The organism is Micromonospora sp. ABR4_055 (assembly GCF_056160425.1).
Window position 1 is genome coordinate 1 of sequence record NZ_JBSWXD010000066.1, and the last position, 18918, is coordinate 18918.

At 69.4% G+C, this 18918-nt stretch carries 20 protein-coding genes; 9 read left to right on the forward strand and 11 right to left on the reverse strand.

Annotation, left to right across the window (positions count from 1 at the left end):
• Positions 1 to 197: 197 nt before the first annotated feature.
• Genes tkt through pgl form a run of 6 tightly spaced genes read left to right on the forward strand, consistent with a single transcriptional unit; the run spans position 198 to position 8515 of the window.
• Positions 198 to 2333 carry a transketolase gene (gene tkt / locus ACXAHD_RS16660; RefSeq protein ID WP_281550401.1) on the forward strand — a complete coding sequence of 712 codons (2136 nt, stop codon included), beginning with the start codon at positions 198 to 200 and terminating at the stop codon, positions 2331 to 2333.
• Between the two features lie 11 nt (positions 2334 to 2344).
• Positions 2345 to 3523 (forward strand): transaldolase, encoded by a 1179-nt coding sequence (gene tal, locus ACXAHD_RS16665; RefSeq protein WP_281550402.1) that lies wholly within the window; start codon positions 2345 to 2347, stop codon positions 3521 to 3523.
• A complete protein-coding gene (locus tag ACXAHD_RS16670) occupies positions 3520 to 5169 on the forward strand; it encodes a glucose-6-phosphate isomerase (RefSeq protein WP_289213088.1) in 1650 nt (549 codons plus the stop codon). Before tal ends, ACXAHD_RS16670 begins: the two co-directional genes overlap by 4 nt.
• Positions 5170 to 5205: 36 nt before the next feature.
• Complete coding sequence (gene zwf, locus ACXAHD_RS16675; RefSeq protein ID WP_281550404.1) at positions 5206 to 6720, forward strand: glucose-6-phosphate dehydrogenase; 1515 nt, start codon at positions 5206 to 5208, stop codon at positions 6718 to 6720.
• Positions 6717 to 7745 carry a glucose-6-phosphate dehydrogenase assembly protein OpcA gene (locus ACXAHD_RS16680; RefSeq protein ID WP_281550405.1) on the forward strand — a complete coding sequence of 343 codons (1029 nt, stop codon included), beginning with the start codon at positions 6717 to 6719 and terminating at the stop codon, positions 7743 to 7745. The genes zwf and ACXAHD_RS16680 overlap by 4 nt, the downstream gene beginning before the upstream one ends.
• 11 nt (positions 7746 to 7756) lie before the next feature.
• The gene (pgl, locus tag ACXAHD_RS16685) at positions 7757 to 8515 is read left to right on the forward strand and encodes a 6-phosphogluconolactonase (RefSeq protein WP_289213595.1); all 759 of its coding nucleotides are present in this window, start codon (positions 7757 to 7759) and stop codon (positions 8513 to 8515) included.
• A 60-nt stretch (positions 8516 to 8575) separates the two neighbouring features.
• Here pgl and ACXAHD_RS16690 read toward each other — a convergent pair whose 3' ends face one another.
• From ACXAHD_RS16690 to ACXAHD_RS16715, 6 genes are all read right to left on the reverse strand, one after another.
• A complete protein-coding gene (locus ACXAHD_RS16690) occupies positions 8576 to 9250 on the reverse strand; it encodes a TOPRIM nucleotidyl transferase/hydrolase domain-containing protein (protein ID WP_289213089.1) in 675 nt (224 codons plus the stop codon).
• Between the two features lie 197 nt (positions 9251 to 9447).
• Entirely contained in the window at positions 9448 to 9906 is a 459-nt protein-coding gene (locus ACXAHD_RS16695; protein WP_475051544.1) for a Pycsar system effector family protein, read from the reverse strand.
• A complete protein-coding gene (locus ACXAHD_RS16700) occupies positions 9903 to 10469 on the reverse strand; it encodes a hypothetical protein (RefSeq protein WP_475051547.1) in 567 nt (188 codons plus the stop codon). Before ACXAHD_RS16700 ends, ACXAHD_RS16695 begins: the two co-directional genes overlap by 4 nt.
• A gap of 104 nt (positions 10470 to 10573) precedes the next feature.
• On the reverse strand, positions 10574 to 12628 hold the full coding sequence (locus ACXAHD_RS16705; RefSeq protein WP_475051549.1) for a hypothetical protein: 2055 nt from the start codon (positions 12626 to 12628) through the stop codon (positions 10574 to 10576).
• On the reverse strand, positions 12628 to 13413 hold the full coding sequence (locus tag ACXAHD_RS16710) for a hypothetical protein (protein ID WP_289213093.1): 786 nt from the start codon (positions 13411 to 13413) through the stop codon (positions 12628 to 12630). The genes ACXAHD_RS16705 and ACXAHD_RS16710 overlap by 1 nt, the downstream gene beginning before the upstream one ends.
• A 28-nt stretch (positions 13414 to 13441) precedes the next feature.
• Positions 13442 to 14272 (reverse strand): Crp/Fnr family transcriptional regulator, encoded by an 831-nt coding sequence (locus ACXAHD_RS16715; protein ID WP_475051552.1) that lies wholly within the window; start codon positions 14270 to 14272, stop codon positions 13442 to 13444.
• Positions 14273 to 14832: 560 nt separating this feature from the next.
• Between ACXAHD_RS16715 and ACXAHD_RS16720 the strand changes: the two genes are divergently transcribed.
• Positions 14833 to 15210: an Mth938-like domain-containing protein gene (locus ACXAHD_RS16720; RefSeq protein ID WP_289213095.1), complete on the forward strand. Its 378-nt coding sequence runs from the start codon at positions 14833 to 14835 to the stop codon at positions 15208 to 15210.
• A gap of 115 nt (positions 15211 to 15325) precedes the next feature.
• On the opposite strand, the gene ACXAHD_RS16725 is transcribed toward ACXAHD_RS16720, so the two are convergent.
• From ACXAHD_RS16725 to ACXAHD_RS16735, 3 genes are read right to left on the reverse strand one after another with little or no spacing between them, the layout of a single operon-like run.
• The gene (locus tag ACXAHD_RS16725) at positions 15326 to 16294 is read right to left on the reverse strand and encodes an aminoglycoside phosphotransferase family protein (RefSeq protein ID WP_289213096.1); all 969 of its coding nucleotides are present in this window, start codon (positions 16292 to 16294) and stop codon (positions 15326 to 15328) included.
• A 14-nt stretch (positions 16295 to 16308) separates the two neighbouring features.
• On the reverse strand, positions 16309 to 16506 hold the full coding sequence (locus ACXAHD_RS16730) for a DUF397 domain-containing protein (protein ID WP_289213097.1): 198 nt from the start codon (positions 16504 to 16506) through the stop codon (positions 16309 to 16311).
• Entirely contained in the window at positions 16503 to 17399 is an 897-nt protein-coding gene (locus ACXAHD_RS16735; protein ID WP_281550416.1) for a helix-turn-helix domain-containing protein, read from the reverse strand. Before ACXAHD_RS16735 ends, ACXAHD_RS16730 begins: the two co-directional genes overlap by 4 nt.
• A 127-nt stretch (positions 17400 to 17526) precedes the next feature.
• Here ACXAHD_RS16735 and ACXAHD_RS16740 point away from each other — a divergent pair, with 127 nt between their 5' ends.
• Positions 17527 to 17865, forward strand: coding sequence for a hypothetical protein (locus ACXAHD_RS16740; protein WP_289213098.1), 339 nt, complete (start codon positions 17527 to 17529; stop codon positions 17863 to 17865).
• Positions 17866 to 17943: 78 nt separating this feature from the next.
• Positions 17944 to 18123, forward strand: a complete 180-nt coding sequence (locus ACXAHD_RS16745) for a hypothetical protein (protein WP_281550418.1) — start codon at positions 17944 to 17946, stop codon at positions 18121 to 18123.
• A gap of 8 nt (positions 18124 to 18131) precedes the next feature.
• Here ACXAHD_RS16745 and ACXAHD_RS16750 read toward each other — a convergent pair whose 3' ends face one another.
• Positions 18132 to 18476: an RNA polymerase-binding protein RbpA gene (locus tag ACXAHD_RS16750; RefSeq protein ID WP_289213099.1), complete on the reverse strand. Its 345-nt coding sequence runs from the start codon at positions 18474 to 18476 to the stop codon at positions 18132 to 18134.
• 138 nt (positions 18477 to 18614) lie between these two features.
• Entirely contained in the window at positions 18615 to 18875 is a 261-nt protein-coding gene (gene secG / locus ACXAHD_RS16755; RefSeq protein ID WP_278169949.1) for a preprotein translocase subunit SecG, read from the reverse strand.
• Positions 18876 to 18918 lie beyond the last annotated feature (43 nt).

Sequence of the window (18918 nt, forward strand, 5' to 3'; positions counted from 1 at the left end):
CCCCCCCCCCCCCCCCCCCCCCCCCCCCCCCCCCCCCCCCCCCCCCCCCCCCCCCCCCCCCCCCCCCCCCCCCCCCCCCCCCCCCACGACCCTGGACGACCATCCGGTTGTCGAGATCGGCGGGCGCACCGTGAACCCTGCTCGATAGGGTCGTGACGAGGGTTCCGCCTACCTGCTGGACGAGGAGCACACCCACCGTGGCTGCAACACCAACCGATGCCCCCCTGAACTGGTCCGACCTCGACCGCCGCGCGGTCGACACCGCACGCGTGCTGGCCGCCGACGCCGTAGAGAAATCCGGCAACGGCCATCCGGGCACCGCGATGAGCCTCGCTCCCGCGGCGTACCTGCTGTTCAACCGGGTCATGCGGCACGACCCGAGCGACCCGGGCTGGGCCGGCCGGGACCGGTTCGTCCTCTCCGCCGGGCACTCCAGTCTCACCCTGTACATCCAACTCTTCTTCTCCGGTTACGGGCTGAGCCTGGACGACCTCAAGGCGTTGCGGCAATGGGGATCGCTGACCCCTGGACACCCGGAGCACGGCCACACCCGGGGAGTGGAGACCACCACCGGTCCGCTCGGCCAAGGGCTGGCCAACGGGGTCGGCATGGCGATGGCCGCCCGCCGGGAACGCGGACTGCTCGACCCGGACGCCGCGCCCGGCGAGTCGGTCTTCGACCACAACATCTGGGTGATCGCCTCCGACGGTGACATCGAAGAGGGCATCACCCACGAGGCCAGCGCCCTAGCCGGGCACCAGAAGCTCGGCAACCTGACCGTCGTCTACGACGACAACCAGATCTCCATCGAGGACGACACCCGGATCGCGCTCAGCGAGGACGTCGCCGCCCGGTACGCCGCGTACGGCTGGCACGTGCAGACCGTCGACTGGCGGGCGGGCGCGGCCGGCGACGGCGAGTACCACGAGGACGTCGAGGCGCTGTACGCGGCGCTGACCGCCGCCCGTGCGGAGACCGACCGCCCGTCGTTCATCGCGCTGCGCACCATCATCGGCTGGCCGGCACCGAAGAAGCAGAACACCGGCAAGATCCACGGCTCGGCGCTCGGCGCCGACGAGGTCGCCGCCACCAAGGAGATCCTCGGCCTCGACCCCAACCAGCACTTCGCGGTCGACGACAAGGTCCTCGCCCACATCCGCGAGGTGCTCGACCGGGGCCGGCAGGCACACGCCAAGTGGACCGAGAAGTACGACGCCTGGGCGCAGGCCAACCCGGAGCGCAAGGCGCTGCACGACCGGCTCGCCACCCGTACCCTGCCGACCGGCTGGACCGACGCGCTGCCGGACTGGCCGGCGGACCCCAAGGGGGTCGCCACCCGGGCCGCCTCGGGCAAGGTGCTGACCGCGCTCGCCGCCGAGCTGCCGGAGCTGTGGGGCGGCTCGGCCGACCTGGCGGAGAGCAACAACACCACGATGAAGGGCGAGCCGTCGTTCGTCCCGGCCGAGTACGCCACCAAGGAGTTCCCCGGCCATGAGTACGGCCGCACCCTGCACTTCGGCATCCGCGAACACGCCATGGGGGCGATCCTCAACGGCATCGCGCTGCACGGCGGCACCCGCCCGTACGGCGGCACGTTCCTGGTGTTCAGCGACTACATGCGCCCGGCGGTGCGGCTGGCCGCGCTGATGAAACTCCCGGTGGTCTACGTCTGGACGCACGACTCGATCGGGCTCGGCGAGGACGGCCCCACCCACCAGCCGATCGAGCACCTGTCGGCGCTGCGGGCCATCCCCGGACTGGACGTGGTCCGCCCGGCCGACGCCAACGAGACCGCCTGGGCGTGGCGGGTCGCCCTGGAGCACACCGACCGGCCCACCGCGCTGGCGCTGACCCGGCAGGCGGTGCCGGTCATCGACCGGGGCACCTACGCCTCGGCCGAAGGGGTCCGCAAGGGCGGCTACGTGCTGGCTGACGCCGGCAACGCCCAACCGCAGGTGATCCTGATGGGCTCGGGGTCCGAGGTGCAACTGCTGCTCACCGCCCGGGAACGCCTCGAAGCCGAAGGCGTCGCCACCCGGGTCGTCTCGATGCCGTGCCAGGAATGGTTCACCGAGCAGGACGAGGCATACCGCGAATCGGTGCTGCCGCGCGGGGTCAAGGCCCGGGTCAGCGTCGAGGCCGGCATCGGCATGTCCTGGCGTGGCCTGGTCGGCGACTGCGGCGAGTCGGTCAGCATTGAACACTACGGGGCCAGCGCCCCGTACCAGGTGCTGTTCGAGCAGTTCGGCTTCACCGCCGACGCCGTGGTCGCGGCGGCGCACGCGTCGCTGACCCGGGTCGGCGCCATCACCGGCACCACCACCGGAAACTGAGGAGGCTCCAGATGACGGACCGATTGGGAAAGCTGACCGCCGCAGGCGTGGCGGTCTGGCTCGACGACCTGTCCCGGCAACGGCTCAGCACCGGCAACCTGGACCAACTGCGCCGGGAGAAGCACGTCGCCGGCGTGACCACCAACCCGACCATCTTCGCCGCCGCGCTCGCCGACGCCGACGAGTACAACTGGCAGCTGCGTGACCTGGCCGCCCGGGGCGTCAGCGTGGACGAGGCGGTCCGGATGCTCACCACCTACGACGTGCGGTGGGGCTGCGACGTGATGCGCCCGGCGTACGAAACCAGCGGCGGCGTCGACGGCCGGGTGTCGATCGAGGTCGACCCGCGGCTGGCGTACCGCACTGCGGAGACCGTCGCCGAGGCGAAGGCGCTGTGGTGGCTGGTCGACCGGCCGAACCTGTTCATCAAGATCCCGGCGACCGAGGCCGGGCTACCGGCGATCACCGCCACCCTGGCCGAGGGGATCAGCGTCAACGTGACCCTGATCTTCTCGCTGGACCGCTACAGCGCGGTGATGGACGCCTTCCTCGCCGGTCTGGAGCAGGCGAAGGCCAACGGCCACGACCTGACCACCATCGGCTCGGTCGCTTCGTTCTTCGTCTCCCGGGTGGACACCGAGATCGACAAGCGCCTCGACAAGATCGGCAGCGACCAGGCCAAGGCGCTCAAGGGCAAGGCCGCCGTGGCGAACGCGCAGCTGGCGTACGAGCGGTACGCGGAAGTCTTCTCCTCGGACCGCTGGCAGGCCCTGGCCGACGCCGGCGCCCACCCGCAGCGCCCGCTGTGGGCCTCCACCTCGACGAAGAACCCGGCCTACCGGGACGTCATCTACGTCGAGGAGCTGATCGCCCCCGGCACGGTCAACACCATGCCGGAGTCGGTGGTGCACGCCTACGCCGACCACGGCGAGACCCGGGGCGACACGGTCACCGGCTCGTACCCGGCCGCCCGGCAGGTGCTCGACGACCTGATCGCCGTCGGCGTCGACCTCGACGACGTGGTCAAGACCCTGGAGTCTGAGGGGGTGAGCAAGTTCGAGGCCAGCTGGCAGGAGCTGCTCGACGGGGTCCGCTCGTCGCTGGACGCGGCCGCGGCCGGCGCCGGTGAGCCGAACGCGGCCGCGAGCGGGCACGCCGCCGCGGCCAAGCAGGCCGGAGGTAACGCATGAGCGACTTCTTCGACGGCGGGGTCGAGGCCGCGGCCGGGCTGAGCGTGTACGGGGCCGACGCGGTCGACGCCTCGGCCGCCTCGTCGACCCGGGGCGCGCTGGTCGGCGACGAGGTGCCCGGCTCACTCGCCCGCAAGGACCCGACGCTGTGGGGCCCGGACGCCGAGGCCGAGGCGAAGATTCGGCTCGGCTGGCTGGACACCTTCACCCGCAGCCGGGACCTGCTGCCGCAGCTCGCCGAACTGCAGGCCGAGCTGGGCGACCTGGACCACGTGGTGCTGGCCGGGATGGGCGGGTCGTCGCTGGCTCCCGAGGTCATCTCGCTCACCGTCGGCAAGCCGGTCACCGTGCTGGACACCACCGACCCGCACCAGGTGCGGGCGGCGCTCGGCGACCGACTGGACCGGACCGTCGTGGTGGTGGCCAGCAAGTCCGGCGGCACCGTGGAGACCGACAGCCACCGTCGCGCGTACTGGCAGGCGTTCCTCGACTCAGGGCTGAGCGAGGCCGAGGCGGGGCGGCGGTTCGTCATCGTCACCGATCCCGGCTCGCCGCTGGCCACCACCGCCGAGGAGATGGGCGCCACCGTGGTGCTCGCCGACCCGGAGGTCGGCGGACGGTACTCGGCGCTGACCGCGTTCGGTCTGGTCCCGTCGGCGCTGGCCGGCGTGGACGTGGTCGAGCTGCTCGACCAGGCCGAGCAGCTGTCCGCCGCGCTCGGCGGCGACCGGGACAACCCGGGGCTGGCGCTCGGCGCGGCGCTCGGTGCGGCGGCGACCACCGGCCGGGACAAGGTCGCGCTGGTCTCCGACGGCACCGGCATCGAAGGGCTCGGCGACTGGATCGAGCAGCTGATCGCCGAGTCGACCGGCAAGGACGGCATCGGCATCCTGCCGGTGGTCGTCGAGGCACCGGACGCCCCCGGCGCCGCCGGCCCGGACGTGCTCACCGTCACCTACGGCGGTGCCGGCCAACCGGGCGGGGTGCCCGGCGGCGGGGTCCGCCCCGACCTGGCGGTCAACGGACCGCTCGGCGCGCAGTTCCTGGTCTGGGAGTACGCGACGGCGGTCGCCGGCCGGGTGCTCGGCATCGACCCGTTCAACCAGCCCAACGTCACCGAGTCGAAGGAGAACACCAACCGGATCCTGGCGGCCGGGCCGCCGGCCGAGGCACCGTCGTTCGTCGAGGGTGCGATCGAGGTGTACGGGCCGGACGGCGTACCGGGTGAGCTGGTCGGCGCGCTGCGCTGGCTGATCGACGGCGTCGGCACCGACGGATACCTCGCGGTGATGGCCTACCTGGACCGGTTCGGCGACGCCGACGCGGCCGGGATTCGGCCACTGCTGGCGGCCGCCGCCGGCCGGCCGGTCACCTTCGGCTGGGGGCCGCGGTTCCTGCACTCCACCGGGCAGTACCACAAGGGCGGGCCGCAGGTCGGCGCGTTCCTGCAGATCACCGGTGCGGTCACCGACGACCTGCCGGTGCCCGGTCGCCCGTACAGCTTCGGTGAGCTGCAGGCGGCGCAGGCCGCCGGTGACCGTGAGGCGCTCGCCGGGCGGGGCCGGCCGCTGCTGCGGCTGCACCTGACCGATCGGGCCGCCGGCGTCGCCCAACTCCTGGACACGATTCGAAACCTGCCCAGCTGACAATTGGTCCGGAGGAAAACGGACTGAGGAGGCGACGTGAACCCCCTGCGCGACCCGCAGGACCGGCGGCTGCCGCGCATCCCGGAGCCCTGCGCTCTGGTGATTTTCGGTGTCACCGGTGATCTGGCTCGCAAGAAACTACTCCCCGGCATCTACGACCTGGCCAACCGAGGGCTGCTGCCACCCGGCTTCGTGGTGCTCGGCTTCGCCCGGCGGGACTGGACCGACGGCGACTTCGAGTCGCTGGCCCACGACTCGGCCAAGGAGTACGCGCGTACCCCGTGGCGTGAGGAGGTCTGGTCCCGCCTGGCCGGCAACATCAAGTTCGTCGGCGGCTCGTTCGACGACGACGCCGCGTTCGACAAGCTGTCGGCCTGCCTGGACGGGCTGCGCGAATCGCACGGCATCCACGGCAACGCCGCGTTCTACTTCTCCATCCCGCCGTCGGCGTTCCCGCAGGTGCTCAAGCAGCTGGCCCGCACCGGCATGGCCGACAACGAGCGGTGCGGCGGCTGGCGTCGGGTGGTGGTGGAGAAGCCGTTCGGCTACGACCTGCCGTCGGCGAAGTCGCTCAACGACCTGGTCGACGACGTGTTCACCCGTGACGATGTGTTCCGCATCGACCACTATCTGGGCAAGGAGACCGTCCAGAACATCATGGCGCTGCGGTTCGCCAACAACCTGTTCGAGCCGCTGTGGAACTCCAAGTACGTCGACTCGGTGCAGATCACCATGGCCGAGGACGTCGGCATCGGCAGCCGGGCCGGCTTCTACGACGCCACCGGCGCCGCCCGTGACGTGGTGCAGAACCATCTGCTGCAGCTGCTGGCCCTGGTCACCATGGAGGAGCCGACCAGCTTCGACGCCGCCGAGATCCGGGCGGAGAAGCTGAAGGTGCTGCGGGCGATCAGCCTGCCCGACGACGTGGCCGCCGGCACCGTCCGCGGTCAGTACCTGAAGGGCTGGGTGGCCGGGCAGCGGGCCGTCGGCTACCTGGAGGAGCCGAACGTGCCGGCCGACTCGACCACCGAGACGTACGTGGCGATGCGGCTGGGCATTCAGAACCGCCGGTGGGCCGGGGTGCCGTTCTATCTGCGCGCCGGAAAGCGGTTGCCGCGGCGGGTGACCGAGGTGGCGGTGATGTTCAAGGCCGCACCGCACCTGCCGTTCAACGGCACCGACGTGGAGATGCTCAGCAACAACCAGCTGGTCATCCGGGTGCAGCCCGACGAGGGCGTGGTGCTCAAGTTCGGCGCCAAGGTGCCGGGCACCACCATGGAGGTCCGCGACATCGCGATGGACTTCCAGTACGGCGAGGCGTTCACCGAGGCCAGCCCGGAGGCGTACGAGCGGTTGGTGCTCGACGTGCTGATCGGCGACCGCACCCTGTTCCCCGACGCCGCCGAGGTGGAGCAGAGCTGGCGGGTGATCGACCCTCTCGAAGAGGCCTGGGAGGGCACCCGGCCGGAGCCGTACCGGTCCGGCGAGTGGGGTCCACGGGCCGCCGACGAGATGCTGGCCCGCGAGGGCCGGTCCTGGAGGAGAGCATGATCAGCCTGTGGGACACCACCGGCAACGAGGTGGTCAAGGCCCTGGCCGCCGAGCGGCGCAGCGCCGGCGGCGTGGCCAGCGGAATGGCGCTGACCCTGATCGTGGTGGTCGACGAGAAGCGGGTACGCGAGGCGGAGGCGGCGGCCACCATCGCCGCCGCAGCCCACCCGTGCCGGCTGCTCGTGGTGGTCCGCTCCGACATCGACCGCAAGGTCAGCCGGCTCGACGCCGAAGTGGTCGTCGGCGGCCGGCTCGGGCCGTGCGAGGCGGTCGTCATGCGTACCTCCGGCCGGCTGGCGCTGCACGCCGAGTCGGTGGTGATGCCGCTGCTGGTGCCGGACGTACCGGTGGTGACCTGGTGGCACGGCGAGCCGCCGGAGCAGATCGCCAACGACTACCTGGGGGTGGTCGCCGACCGGCGGATCACCGACTCGGCGCAGGCCCCCAACCCGGTGCAGGCGCTGCTGCAACGGGCGGTCGACTACGCGTCGGGCGACACCGATCTGGCGTGGACCCGGATCACCCCGTGGCGCACCCTGGTCGCCGGGGCGTTCGACACCACCGACGCGCAGATCACCGGCGCCACGGTGACCGCGCCCCGGGCCGACCCGACGGCCGCCTTGATGATCAGCTGGCTGGCGGCCCGGCTCGGCATCACGCCGCGCTGGGAGGAGACCAGCGCGTTCCCCCGGATGCGGTCGGTGGAGCTGCGCTGCGCCAACGGTGACGGGCTGAGCCTGGTCCGCGAGGACAGTTCGGCGATGTTCACCCGGACCGGGCAGCCGGAGCGGCAGATGCCGCTGGTGCGTCGACCGCTCGGCGAAGAGCTCGCCGAGGAGCTGCGGCGGCTCGACGCCGACCAGGTCTACTCCGAGGCGCTGGGCACCCTGGCCGGGCTGCCGGAGCTGTCCTCCCGGCCCGCCAAGCGGGTGCACATCTGGAAGGACCCGGCGAAGGCCACGGGGCCGGCAGCCGGCACCGACCCGGCGGTCGTCGCGGCCGGTCCGGCACGGAGCGGCTCGTGAGCGGCCCCGGCATGCTCGTCGTGCACCCGGACGCCACCGTGCTGGCCAGCGCGGTGGCGTCCCGGCTCGTCGTCCGGCTGATCGACGCCCAGGCCGAGCGGGGCGAAGCGGCGGTGGTGCTGACCGGCGGGCGGGTCGCGGCGGCCGTGCTGCGCGCGGTCGGCGAACTGCCGGCCCGGCAGGCGGTCGACTGGTCCCGGGTGGACGTCTGGTGGGGTGACGAGCGGTTCCTGCCCGCCGGCGACCCGGACCGCAACGAGACCCAGGCCCGCGAGGCGCTGCTCGACGTACTGCCGCTCGATCCGCAGCGGGTGCACGCGATGCCCGCGTCGGACGGACCGGACGGCGACGATCCGGAGGCGGCCGCCGCCCGGTACGCCGCCGTCCTCGACCGGGTCGCCGGCCCGGGTACGGCCCCGCTGCCCCGGTTCGACGTGCTGATGCTCGGCGTCGGCGAGGACGGGCACGTGGCGTCGGTGTTCCCGGGGCATCCGGTCACCGGCGAGACCCGCCCGGTGGCGGCGGTACGGGACAGCCCGAAGCCGCCGCCGACCCGGATCACGCTGACCCTGTCCACCATCAACACCGCCGACGAGGTGTGGCTGGTCGCCGCCGGGGCGGACAAGGCGGCGGCGGTCGGCGGGGCGTACGGCGGCAGCGACCCGGTCGCGGTGCCGGCCTGCGGGGTACGCGGCGTGCGCCGTACCTGGTGGCTGCTCGACCAGGCAGCCGCCGCCGAGCTGGTCACCGCGCCGACCTCGGCTGGCTAGCATCGGAAAACCCGTGACGTGGTGGCCGCCGGACGTTCCCGTCCGGCGGCCTCCGTCGGTTCAGTGCGGGCCGACGGAGGCGAGTAGCCGGTCGAGGGGCTGCGGCAACACGTCCCGGGCGATCGCCGCCTCGACGAGCAGCCGGGCGTAGCGTGACTTGCGGCGCGAGCCGCTGCCCATGAACCGGCGCAGCTGCGCCTCGGGCCGCCGCCCCCGCCAGGCGGGCTGGCCCTGCAGCGTACGGAACGACCCGAGGTCGCCGTGCGTCGCCAGGATCGCCTCGACTCCGTCGACTCCGAGCGCCCGGATCAGTTCGTCCTCCAGGTCGTCGACGCAGACGAAGAACCCGAGTTCGGCGAGGTCGTCGTGCGTTCGGGGCGCACCGATCCCGGCGGTGGCCAGTCCCCGCGCGACGATGTCCACCTCGGCCAGGTCGCACAGCCCGGCGAGCCGTACCCGCGACCGCTGTGGACCGAGGCCGGCCAGGAACCGGCCGGTGGCGTGTGCTCCACCGATCGGCACGACCGCCACCCGTTCCGCGTCGAGGTCCCGGCCGCGGCCGGCCGCGGCCGTCTCCACCGCGATCTGGTCGCTGACCCCTTCGAGGAGCACCAGGGCGACGGCGCGGTCGATCTTCGTCAGGGCGTGGGCGGTCGCCTGCACCGGTGCGTCGTGACCGCTGGCATAGCCGTCGAGCACCCGGCGGGCAAGCTCGCGGCGACGAGCGGAGTCCATCGGTCTCACCTACCGGCACTTGGTGTCATGACCGCCATCGTCCGTGAACGCGACCCGGCCGACAACCGGTAAACCCGCGCTGCGTAAGCGTCGGAAGACACCCCTTCGGATTGAAGAAGTGACATCGGCGATGGTTGTCGTAGGCCTCCAGGCGAGACCGGAGGCCTACGCACCAAGGACAAGAGGAGCCGGCCGGCTCAGGTGACGGCCACGGCGGCAATGGCCAGTACGCCAACTGCCAACGTCCGGATGGACCAAGTGATTCGGACAAACTTTCGGTATGCCACCATATTCGCTACCCAGAGCTGCCCAGCGATCGCCCGTTCGAACCCGTCCGGATCGTCGGAGGCGTCCAGCCACGCATCGATAAACGCTTCTCGATCGTCGCCGTACCGCTGGGCGACGTTCTCGAAGTAGTGCAGCGACCACGCCGCCGTTGCCTGCTGACGTGGGGCCAACGTGTAGAGCGCCAGCAACGCGCTGAGCGCGACGCAAGCGCCGGCGACAAGCAGGATGCTCTCGGACAGGGGTCCATGGGCGGACGGCAGTTGCCCAGCCAGAACACCGGCAGCGGCGAGAACTGCCGTCGCCTTCACATCGGCAAAACGAATCATCTCGTTCGCCTGTTGCAGGGAGGCTCGTCCGGCTTCCCTCATGAGCCTTCCAGCCTCTCTGCCAGATCGGACCGATCGTATGATGAAAACAACTGCCCAAGCTGACTAACCAAAAATCGGCGATCGGCGTCCTCGAGTCGCCCGAGGAATTCACCAATCAGCTTGGCAATCACCAGGAACCGTGTATCCTCCCGGTTCCTGAACTTCTCAGCAATCCCCTCGAAGTCAATGTCTAGCATCGATTTCAGCTGGTCGGGATGGTGGTAAAGCCAGTAGCTGCGGGCGACATCGGGATGGGAGTAGACACTCTCCCTCAAGTACCTGATCCGATCCAGCTCGGCCCGCTGCCGCTGGCGTTCCAGGGCTGCCTGTCGATTGATTTCTAGGATGGCCTCTGCGGCCGCGTACGCTTGCCGGCCGACCGTCAAGCGCACGCTGACGCCGTCGGGAGTACAAGTATTTACCTCGTTTTCGGCATTGCCGGCCTGAGTGACGCAGTATCTGGCGGTCACCTGATCGGCCCGGTCTGTCACCCTCCGCCGCGCCGCCCAGAAGGCAGCCCGGTCATCGCCCTTCCAACAGCACTGGAAGGTCGCGTTGAACATCACATACGGATGGCAGCTGCGTAGCTCGGCGGTGAATGTGACGGGCTGTTCGGGTTCCTCGGATCTCGTCCGCCGACCTGACAGCCGAACCCGCCAGTTCTCGATCATGCGACAGCCAACGGATTGGCGCGTTGCAATCGTTCCTGAATTTGGTCACGCAGGCCACGGGCAGCCGGATGCTCCTCGTCGCAAGCCACCGGCTGCCATTCGAACAGCAATCGCGTCATTCGGGCGAGACGTTTACTGGCACCTTGCCCGTTCCCAGCGGCACCAACCATGAGGTCGGAGATCAAGTGCTCGTACGTCGATTCCCTGGTTGCCGCGTCCAGCCATCGCATAAGCGCATCGAGGATGCCACCCTGCGGCACAGCGTCGGTAAACAGGAAGGATAGGGCGTCTTTCAACTTGACCCGTAGGGCCGCGTCGCCGGCCAGTTCAGTGAGGAGAATCCCGGCCTGTTCTGGGGTTTCGGAGATCGCCGCCAGCGCGAGCAGGCCTACACTTTGGCGCTCGTCGCGTTCGGCAGCCCAGTCGATGATCCGCTGCAGAGTTGGCTGCCGGTGCATCGGCCGTTCCCAGAGCGACTTCACGGCTGTCACCACCGCATCAGTGACGGATTCCACCCCACGTCCGGCCAGGTTGTTCAGTCTGGTCAGCGCCACTTGCGGATAGGCATCGGCGAGCGCTCCGCAGCAGACTTCAGCCACGGCACAGAGCAGCGGGTGGCTCCCCGAATACTTGGCCCACTGGTTCAGCCGCCCACGCATCGCCGGTCCAGCCTCGGGACTCAGGGTCAACGCCGTCATCAGGTCGACGACCAGCGGACGCAGAGTCTTGTAGCTCCACCACCGCTCGACCAAGGTCCGCACCTCGGGCGCGTCGGCACCGGGAAGTGCCCGGGTCACCTCGAGCATGGCCGAGGCCACCTGTCCTGCGACGCGGGCGTTGGCGGATCCACCACTGCGAATCGGCAGGTCGGACGCCCAGGCCCAAAGGCGTGTACGAAAGGCCTTCGACTGGTCGCTGTGCACGTAGCGCAGAATCGCGACGTCATAGGACGGCAGGGTGAAAAAGATCCGGTGCTGATCGTCGAGATTGGCACTGACTTTATTAGCCAGCTGCCGGATCCCCGGCGCGCCAATGCCGCCGCGTACATTCGCCGGCTCGGCAAGCTTCTCGGCAAGCTTCTCCATAGCGTGTAGGACGTTGGTGGCCTGCGCCCCTTGCAGGAAGGCCAAGGCAACGAGAAAGAGCCTGGTTCGTGGATCTGGGTTGCGCTCAAACCAGTCGCCCAGTTCTTCGTCCCAGTTCCGATATGCCTGGAGTGCCTTACGTACGATATCGCCAAGGAGTTCCTCCGGATCGCTCGCAGCAGCCCGGATCCGGTTGGACAGCCTGGTGATCTGGGTCGGAGTGGCATCAGCCAGCATCTCTCGCAACGGCGGTTCCTGAAGTAGCGCGTCTACGTTCAGGCGCGCGTGCTGGTCGGTCAGAAGCCGGCGCAACAGCTCTTCACGTGCGGGGGCAGTCACCGTGAGAGCCGCGAAGCCCGGGACGTCCTCCGACCTCTCGAGCGTGTCCGGCTCGACCAGGACGACCAGATAGGAATCCCGCTTCTCTACTTCCTCCCGGTATGCCATCAGTACCTCGCGCAACCGCCCATCACGGCTTCCAGGCGGGACCGTGAGCAGGTACGAGCACCGGCCGTACGACTCCCATGGCACCTCGGCGACAGGCAGGAGCGACTTCTCGTCATCATCAGTCGGGATCTCCCGTCGGGGCGACGGAACGGCGGCGAGCAAGCCAACTGCGGCCGTACGCCGGCCGGTGTCGCGGCGCGCGACCAGCAGCACGTGACGCCGTTCCTGCAGGATGCGGGCCGCCGCTTCCCTGGACAGCCCATCCGGACCGTAGGCGCGGTCCACGAAGCTGTCCATCGTCTCCCGTACAAAGGCGTCGGACAGTTCCCAAGCTGCCCGGTAACGCCCGAGCCAGTTGTGGACATTCAGCACCTGGTCGCGGGCGACGTGCCCGGCGACCTGTCCGTTGTTCTTGTTGACGTACTGGCCGCCGTTCTCGGTGACGGCGATGCTGTCGTCGATGTCATCTGCGTAGGAATCGTCGATGTCGGGGTCGACGGGCTCGATCGGATCGGTCATCATCGGCTACCGTCCCGCTGCTGCGTCATATTCTCGACCGTGGTGGCGACCTGGCCGTTGTTCTGCCTCACCCGTGGTCCGGAGATCCGGGGACTTGTCCGCTTCTCCCCTGCCGGCGCCGTAGGAGGAGACGACGCCGGCAACACGCCGACCAGGTTTCCGGAGATCACGGGCACGTGGAGCCACGCCCGTTGTTCGAATGCCTTGCCGTCGACAGTCGCCGTAACCGGAATGCAACGGTCCGGATGCAGTCCGGCGTATCCGGCGGCGATGACGTCCTTGAAGACGCGGTCGGAGAATACGCAGGCCACGTAGGTCACGCGCGGGCTGGCCCCGGCGAGCATGGCCTTCACAGGTGCGGAATCGAGCAGACGATGAGCATCGTTGCGCGACTCCCCGTTACCTGTCCAGTGAGGGCTCTCCGGGTCGGCCGGTAGGGGACCAACGTGCAGGCTGACCCGCAACTGCAGTTGCGTCCGGGCGTGGCGGTTGTGCTCAGCGAGACGTTGCTGGAGCAGGCTCGGGAAGGGGTCCACCAGGTAGGGCAGAACGCGAGTCGGAAGTCCGACGGCGAATCCATCTCCGGTCGGGCCGAGGAATGAGGGACGTTCCCACTCCTTCCGCAGCCCGGCAACAGTCAGCGCGTCACCAACCAGGTCGAGCAGCCTGTTGCTGATCGCCTGATGAGTGCTACCTGGCTCCTCGGTGAAGCCCTTGGCGTCCACGGCCAGGATCGCCCGGTACGGGGGGAGATCGATCGAACTAGCGAACGGGATGTGTTCCACAGGAGTCCCTTCTCGAGGACGGACTCCCTCAGCGTCGGTCGGGACCGCCCGGTGCTCTGCCCAGTTCTGGGCAGAGCCCGTGTGACCGATCGCTCAGCGCCGCCGGATCCACGATGATGACCTCACGGCGTCCGGTGGTGACGATGCCGGCCTCGCGTAGCGCAGTCAGTTCAGCGACGACCGCGTTGCGCGAGGCGCCGACCAGTTCGGCGAGTTCTGCCTGGGACAGCCTGATAGCGGGTTGTCCGTCGGCTCGTTGGCTCTCCGTGTGGAGCTGAACCAGCGCCCGGGCCAGCCTTTCCCGCACGGGCAACAGCGCCAACGCCGTACGCTGGGCATCGGAGGTACGCAGCCGGTTCACCGTGTAGGAGGCAAAGCCTGTCGCGAACGCAGGCCGACCGAGAAAGCGTCGGAACTGTGGACCCGTCAGCAGCCGGGTGACCGTGGTGGTAAGGGCGGTGACCGTGGCCGACCGGGGTTGCAGGTCCACAGCGGCCAGATCGCCAACCACGTCGCCGGCGACCCGAAGCGTCAGAATCGCGCGGCTTCCGTCCCTCTCCGAGCGAACGATCTTGACGCAGCCGGCCAGGACCACATGCACGTGCTGCGTGGTGTCACCTTGGCGCAAGAGCACGTCGCGAGGTTCGAAGCGGACAGGAATCCCGGTGCTCCGGACTCGGAGCCATTCTTCCTGTGGGAGATGAGCAACAAGCCCTGACTCGCTGCATTCATGCATGCACATATTATATTGCCGACAGCTACAGCTTCGAACGACCGGTTGATGTGGTGTATGATCCAGTACCCCGTCGCCAGTAGTCACGAGAGTGCCGCACTGGCCGAAGCCCAGGCGGTACCCCATCCATACAGTCAACGGCTCCACCGCACTACCAACTGGCACCAGGGCTACGCTCGATGATCAGGCTGGGTACAGCCGTCAGCTATGACGTCTGGCGGATTTGCGCTTTTGAGCAGCAGGTGACCCGGCCTCTCGCCGCCGAGCTAAGTGTGGCGCTGCGCGAGATCGGCGAGGATGTCCTGGGCTGCTCAAGTCGCGGACCTACGGTCCTTCAACCATGCGGCTGCGGCGACGAGTTCTGCCAGAGCCTCTACACGCAGCCACCGCCGGTCGGTGCCTAAGGCCGGGTCACCGGAACATCGGTTTAGAGTCCCGACCGATCAGGCATGCTCGTTCTCGATGTGCTTGACGAGCTCATCATGTTCGTCGAGCTCATCGACCGACCGCCGCTGGTGTGAGCATCTCGCTACTGGCGGACCAGGAGGCGCTGGAGGACCATCGGTGTTCACCGTGGCGCGAGTCGAGATCGAGATCACCGCAGAGCCGGCTCGTGCCCGTTACGCGAAACCGCGCGGCAGCCGAATCCCTGTCGGCAGGCCGCGACGGCTAGAACGGAGATCGTGTTGACCGACGCCGCGCAGCCCTCCCCCAGGGTGTTGGAGATCTCGTGGGGACAGATGGACGTCGAAGGCCTCGGAACCGGCAAGGACTTCATGCTCTACCCAGGCGGCGGCCGGGCCTGGGACTGGTCCGAGACCGGGACCCGGCACAGCCCAGGGATTCAACCGGAGGACGTCGAGGAACTGCTGCGCAACGGCGCGACCGCGATCGTCCTGTCCCGTGGGATGCAGCTCCAGCTTCAGATCGACCCGCGCACACTTGAGCTTCTCGACCGGCACGGCATCACGCCGTACGTCGCCGAGACGACGCAAGCGGTGCAGCACTACAACGAGATGGCCGCGACGCGGCCGGTGGGCGGCCTGTTCCACTCGACCTGCTGACCGGGCGCACCGCGCCCAACGTGATCCACTACGCGCCATCGACCCGACACGCCGACAGCCTGTCAGACCACACGCATCCGATCAGCCCCAGTCGGCGGACGGACGGGCCCTCCGGTCAGCCCTCGCGCAGTAGGGCGTGGGCGATGGCGCGATCCGGCGCGCTGTGCCATGCCGGGCCGCCGGCTCCGGACTCCCAGAGCAGGTTCTGCAGTACGCGGCCGAGCGTCCAGCCGATCGCCCGTTCCCGGTCGACGCCCACCACCTCGGTCATCAGGTCGAAGCGTCTGCGGACCGCGCGCGGCACGTCGCCGGTGGCGACCACGTCGTCCCACCGGTTGCACAGGGCGGGGAGCAGCTCGAAGCAGGGATCTCCGGCGAGCGGCTTCGGGTCGATCGCCAGCCACGGCTCCCGAGCGCCGGACACGGTCGAATCGGACCTGGCCGAGTCGGCCCGGGACGCGAGGACGTTGTGGTAGTGCAGATCCCAGTGCAGAAGCCGGTCACCGGCCTCCGGCAGCAACTCCTCGACAGCCGCCGCGCACCGCCGGATCAGCGGATGGTCGGCGGCGGGTAGCCGTACCAGCGCCTGCGGCACCCGGTCGAGCATCCCGGCGGCGACATCGGCGAGACGGCGGACGTCGGGCGGTGCGGCCACCGAGGTCAGCCGGGCGAGCAGCTGGCTGAGGATCCGCAGCGCGGCCAGGTCGTCGGGGACGACCGCCAGGGTACGGTCGGCGTCGAGTCGTTCCAGCAGCATCGTGCCGGAGCGCGCGTCGTGCCGCAGGAGGCGTACCGCGCCGTCGCCGCCCCAGGCCCGCAGCGCCGCCGGCTCGCCGACGGTCTCCTCGTCGATCGGCTGCACCTTCAGCATCGCCGGTGACCCGTCGCTCTGCACGACGGGCAGCACCAGGGCGATCGCTCCGCAGCTCGACGGCCCGTCGCGACGCAGTCCCCACCTGTCCATGGTGGCCGTGGTCAGCTGTGGCAGCGCCGCGATCCAGGCCCGCCCGGCCTCACCGAAGTAGGTGGCGTGGGATGCGGCCAGCTCCGCCGGGACCTCAATGCCCGATCCACTGGCGGTCACCTGCGCGTGCCCGGTCAGCTGGGGTCGGCGGCCTTGAGGGTGGTGAGGAAGCCGGTCCAGGCTGACGGGTCGAACGCGAGCGCCGGGCCGCTACGGTCCTTGGAGTCGCGTACGCCGATGGTGTCGGCGCTGAGCCGGACCTCGACGCAGGCGGCGTTCTCCGAGCTGCGTGAGGACGTGAACCAGCCGCGTGCAGGGGTGTGTTCCGTCATGTCATCTCCTGGGCGACCTGGCGGATCAGGGCGAGGGACTCCTCGAAGCTTAACGCCCGCTCCAGGGTCTCACCGAAGGTGATCATGTAGTCGGCGACCCGGCTGGACTGGTCGATGATGTCGCTGGAGGTCAGCACCTCCTGCCAGACCAGATCCGGCACCCGTGGCGACGGAAATGTCAGGATCTGGAACGGCCCACCGAGCGCCGGGTACGCACCGGCCGAGAACGGGATGATGTGCACCCGGATCTGCTCCGGATGGCGGGTCATCAGGTCGGCCAGGTGATCGAGTTGGGCGCGCATCACCGCCGGGCCGCCGACCTGCTGGCGAATGGTGCTCTCGCCGAAGATCGCGGTGACCCGCAGCGGCGGGTCCTCGGCGAGCCGGCGCTGCCGGGCCAGTCGTACCTCGACGCGCTGCTCGGTCTCGGTGAGCCGGACGTAGGTGTTGCCGCCGCGCAGGATCGCGCGGGCGTACGCCTCGGTCTGCAACAGGCCGTGGACGATCTCGTTTTGGTAGGTGCGGACGTGGTCGGCACCGGCCTCGTAGCCGAGGAAGCGCAGGAACTCGGCCGGGAAGAGCTGCTTGTACGTGTGCCACCAGGCGCGGGCCATCGCGCCGATCCGCAGCGCTTCCAGCTCGGTCGCCTCCTGGTCGTCGATCTCGTAGATCTTGACGAGCTGGGCGAGCCGGTCGGCGGGGAGTTTGACCTTGCCGATCTCCACTCCAGAGACGTACGCCTGGGTGATGCCGCTGCTGCGGCCGACGCCGACGGCGGTCATGCCGAGCTCTTCGCGGCGCTCGCGCAGTCGGATGCCGAGCTCCATGGCCTGCACGGTGGGCGACATGGCGGGGTTGGCGGGTGCCTTGCGGGTCCTCGGTGCACGTGCCATCGGTGGCCTCTCTCACGATTGGACGGTGACCACGACATCACACCAGGTGATCATGAACAACACAAGGGGTTGATATAAGCGAGTTTTAGCGCGATGCTTCGTGCACCGCAGCATCCAATCAATGATCATGGAGGACACAGTGGCCGTACAACTCAGCTGGGTGGACAGTGAGCAGCGCGAACGTTACGGATTCTCGCTGTGCCGGGTGGTTGACCCCGGTGGCACCGACGAACGCTATGACCTGCTCGGCGTCATCGAGGTCCCGTTCGACCAGCGCCACCCGGAGCGCGTCGCCGACCAGCTCCACCCGTGGGCCATCGCCACCCTGCGGGCCGGCGGGTACGGCTTCGGCCACTACCTCGCCGAACTGACCGGCCTCGACGAGGACGGCGAACCGTGGCACCACATCCGAAACGCGCACATCAACTGGTCAGGCACGACAGTGCTGGTGCCCGCCCCTGACTGACCCCATGCCGCAGTGGCGACGCAACCCTCGCCTGACGGACGGCAGCGGGATACTGGAGTCCGACGAAGGGACTTCGCCATGGATGAGGAGCGGGAGCGGACAGCGCCGTCGGCGGACGACGAGTTCGATCAGCTACGGCGCGCCAGGTTCGGCAAGCTGCCGGCCCGGGTGGCACCGGAGGACATGTTCGGCGCGGTCGACGCCGATCCCGGGCATGATGAGCCGGGCCAGCCTCCGGTGCGTCGGGAGTGGGGCTAGGCAGCCGGTCAGGACTCGCCGCGTCGAGCGCGGACCGCCGCGAGCGCCTCGGCGAGGATCGCCTCGGCGTCGGCGTCGCTGCGGCGCTCCTTCACGTACGCCAGGTGCGACTTGAACGGCTCGGTCCGTGGCCGGGCCGGCGGATTGTGCCGGTCCTGCCCGGCGGGCAGCCCACAGCGGGGACACTCCCAGGTCTCCGGGGCCGCCGCCTCCACGGCGAGGCTGATCTCCACCGCATGCGCATTGGCACACCAGTAGGTCGTCTGCCGGCGGGGTGCGGGCTCGGCCCGCTCGGTGGGCCGGGCCGGGCTGGCACCGATCCGGCTGCCCCGGATCGTGTTGGCACTCGCCATGTTGTCGCTCCTGTCGTCGGGAAGGGGTGTCACCACGGCACGATGCGGTGGTGCGACGCCGGTGAAGCGGGCGTACCCAAAAGAATGCGCGGCCCGTATCAACGGGCCGCGCGAAATCTTACGACGGAATGCGACGGATCACACACCCGCACTCATCGCGACCTTCAGCCACAGGCCGAGGCCGACGATGCAGGCGAACCATACGATGCCGGTCAGTACGGTGTAGCGGTCGAGGTTCTTCTCGGCCACCGAGGATCCGGCCAGGCTGGTGCTCACGCCACCGCCGAACATGCTGGACATGCCGCCGCCCTTGCCCTTGTGCAGCAGGATCAGCATGGTGAGCATGACGCTCGTGATCACCAGCAAGACGATCAATACGTAGGCGAACTCGATCGGCATGGCAGTGGTCAGTCCTCTCATCACGGTCGCCGGCTCGCGAAGC